The sequence below is a fragment of the bacterium genome, from assembly GCA_040753555.1.
Taxonomy (GTDB): Bacteria; UBA9089; UBA9088; order UBA9088; family UBA9088; genus JBFLYE01.
Window position 1 is genome coordinate 1 of sequence record JBFMDZ010000239.1, and the last position, 2792, is coordinate 2792.

A 2792-nucleotide genomic window follows, 5' to 3' on the forward strand; every position below is an offset into this window, starting at 1 on the left:
AAACCCCAATGATTATTCCAAGCATACTTAAGAATGACCTTATCTTATTGACATAAAGCGATTTTATGGCTGCGGTTGTATACTCAAGGAGGATCATTTAATCTTTAATTACTACTGTATCTTTATCATTCAGGTCTTGTGGTGGGTTAAGAACTATTTTTTCATTTTCATAAAGCCCAGAGAGAACACAAGCTTCCATTGCATTTTCCAAGCTAGTCTTTATTTCACGCTTTACAACTTTATTCCCTTTCACTACAAAAACATACCTTTTGCCCTCAGATTCTACAATTGCCTCAAGGGGAATTTTTAATACATTATCTATCTTTTCCCTTATTTCAACATCACACTGCATATCTGGCAAAAGGGAAAGATTAGTATGGTTAATGTTTAATGTAATCTCAAAATACCTTATTCCACTCTCAGAGGATGTAATCAAAGAGGAGGAAATTTTGCTTATTTTTCCTTTAATCGAAAGATTTGGATATGCATCAACCTTTACAATAGCCTCTTGTAAAGGGCTGCATTTACTTATATCTACCTCATCAATACGGGCTTTTATGCGATAAGAAGAAGGATCAATAATAGTAAATAAATATGTCCCAATTGATATGGGTAGACCTTTTTTCGCATCTTCGGAAACCTTTATAACCTTTCCTGATATGGGAGCCTTAATCTCTGTCCAAGCAAGTTGCTGCTTTACCCAATCAGAGGAAATAGCCTCTCTTATATTTCTTTTGCTTTCTATCTTGTCTTTGGCTCCTGAATAGGCAACCTGGGCAAGCTGATATTGAACATAGAATTTTTCTAATTCATTCTTTGCTATTGCCTTTAGTTCATAAAGCTCCTTATAAGTCTCATAATCCCTTTTGGCATTTTTAAGATTTAATTCATTTTCTTTAAGATTCCTCTCTGCCTCCTTTATCTCTAAGTCTTTGGCAAGTCTATCCATTTCTATCTCTTTTAACCTTGCCAAATATTCTGTTTTATCTAACTTAAGAAGAATTTCGCCCTTCTTAACCAAAGAGCCTTCGCAAACCTTGACCTCCTGAATTACACCTGCTATTTTTGATTTAATTTGAAATTCTTTTATTGCTTCTACCCTTCCCCTTGAGGTAATTGATAATTCAAATCCTTCCTTTTTAACACAATAGGTATCAACATAGGGTGTTTTATAACAAGAAGATAAAAACAATAAGAAGATAGTAATCAAAATCCATCTATTATTCATCAGTAATGCCCCAGCAATCCCCTATCTTTTGCAATTCTTTCTAAAGTTTTATATATAAATATACCTATTGCTAGATAAAGAAAAGAGTTTAATGCCAATATAAGAATCTCGCCATTTCTAAAGAGAATAACAAAATTTTGACTTTCCAATACCACCAATCTTATTAGTTTTACACCCTGAATTAAAGGCAAAATTAAAGCAAATATTTGAAGATTATGTGACAAATCTTCTATCGGAAACATAGCTAATCCCAGAGGAAAAAATGGTATAATTAAAAGCAAAGGTCCTATCCTTTTAAAAACCAATGTAATGCCTGCCAAGATAAACCCAAAACCACACATTCCCATAAATGTTAATACTAATGTGGGAAGAATCAAGCACAAATTAAGTTTTAGGTATACCCCTGTTGATACTTGCAATAGATATAAAAAGATGGGTAAAGAGAAAGAAATATATAAAAATATTAAGCAGGCCCTTGCTAGCAATATATAAATTAGCCCAAATGGAGAGAGATAAAGTTGTTCTAATATACCTATTAGTGCCTCATTTTTTAATTGCTCACTCATATATGAAGTAGCGGCTGAGGCAAAAATCCACATTACATAGCTAATTACCCAGCCTTCAATTGAACTACCTAAGAATCTTATCTCTTTATCGCCATAGACAAATTTAGCCGAAAAGAATGTAAGCAAAAACACAAAATATATAAAACAAATGCTACTTATTATTTCAAGAGGATACCTCCTTATGAAGATATAATCCCTTCTAATTTCTGCCTCAAGGAGCAAAAGAAAATTCTTCATTTAATAGTGTCCTAATAGACCTCTATCCCGGGCAATCTTATCTGCAATTTTATATCCAAATATTCCTACGAGAAAATAAAAAGATGAATTTAAAAATAATAATAAAATTTCGCCATTTTTTAATAAATGGATTAGGCTTTGTTCTTTTAAAAGTATGAGCCTTACTAATTTTACTCCTAGGGTAAGAGGAAAGGTTAAGCTAAATATTTGAAGGTTATTGGGCAATGTCTCTATGGGAAGCATAGCCAATCCAAATAGTATAAGGGGTATAAGATCAAGCAAAAGCCCTATCCTTTTAAAAACCAAGGTAATGCCTGCCAAGATAAACCCAAAACCACACATTCCAAAAAATGTCAAGATTAATATGGGTAAAATTGACCACAAGTTGATCTCTAGATATATCCCAGTTAATATCTGTAATATATAATAGACAATGGGAAGAGAGATAAAAGAGAATAAAACCCCCGAGATTGTCCTTGCCAATAAAATACAAATAGGTCCTGGTGGAGAAAGACAAACTTGTTCCATTGTTCCTGTCATTGCCTCTTCTGAGATTTCAGAGCTCATCGTTTGTATAGATGAAGCAGCAAAAAGCCACATCAGATATCCAGCTATCATTCCCCTTCCTGTATCTAATAATACTAGTGTGCTGTCCCTTAAATAAGGTATGTTATATTTTACAAGGTTTTCCTGCATATGTCCATGCAAATGGTTTTGCTTTTTTGTTGTAATATTCAATATACTCCAATAACTTCTGTTTT

The 2792-nt window shown here is 33.0% G+C and carries 3 protein-coding genes; all 3 read right to left on the reverse strand.

Annotated features, from left to right (window positions below; genetic code table 11):
• Positions 1 to 97: 97 nt before the first annotated feature.
• Positions 98 to 1228, reverse strand: coding sequence for an efflux RND transporter periplasmic adaptor subunit (locus tag AB1630_11925; protein MEW6104500.1), 1131 nt, complete (start codon positions 1226 to 1228; stop codon positions 98 to 100).
• Positions 1228 to 2031 carry an ABC transporter permease gene (locus AB1630_11930; GenBank protein MEW6104501.1) on the reverse strand — a complete coding sequence of 268 codons (804 nt, stop codon included), beginning with the start codon at positions 2029 to 2031 and terminating at the stop codon, positions 1228 to 1230. Before AB1630_11930 ends, AB1630_11925 begins: the two co-directional genes overlap by 1 nt.
• On the reverse strand, positions 2032 to 2792 hold a 761-nt coding region (locus AB1630_11935), incomplete at its 5' end, for an ABC transporter permease (GenBank protein ID MEW6104502.1).

Bases quoted from the DNA above. Each gene is read 5' to 3' on its own strand.
- AB1630_11925 (MEW6104500.1), bottom strand. From the start codon at position 1,228: ATGAATAATAGATGGATTTTGATTACTATCTTCTTATTGTTTTTATCT.
- AB1630_11930 (MEW6104501.1), bottom strand. From the start codon at position 2,031: ATGAAGAATTTTCTTTTGCTCCTTGAGGCAGAAATTAGAAGGGATTAT.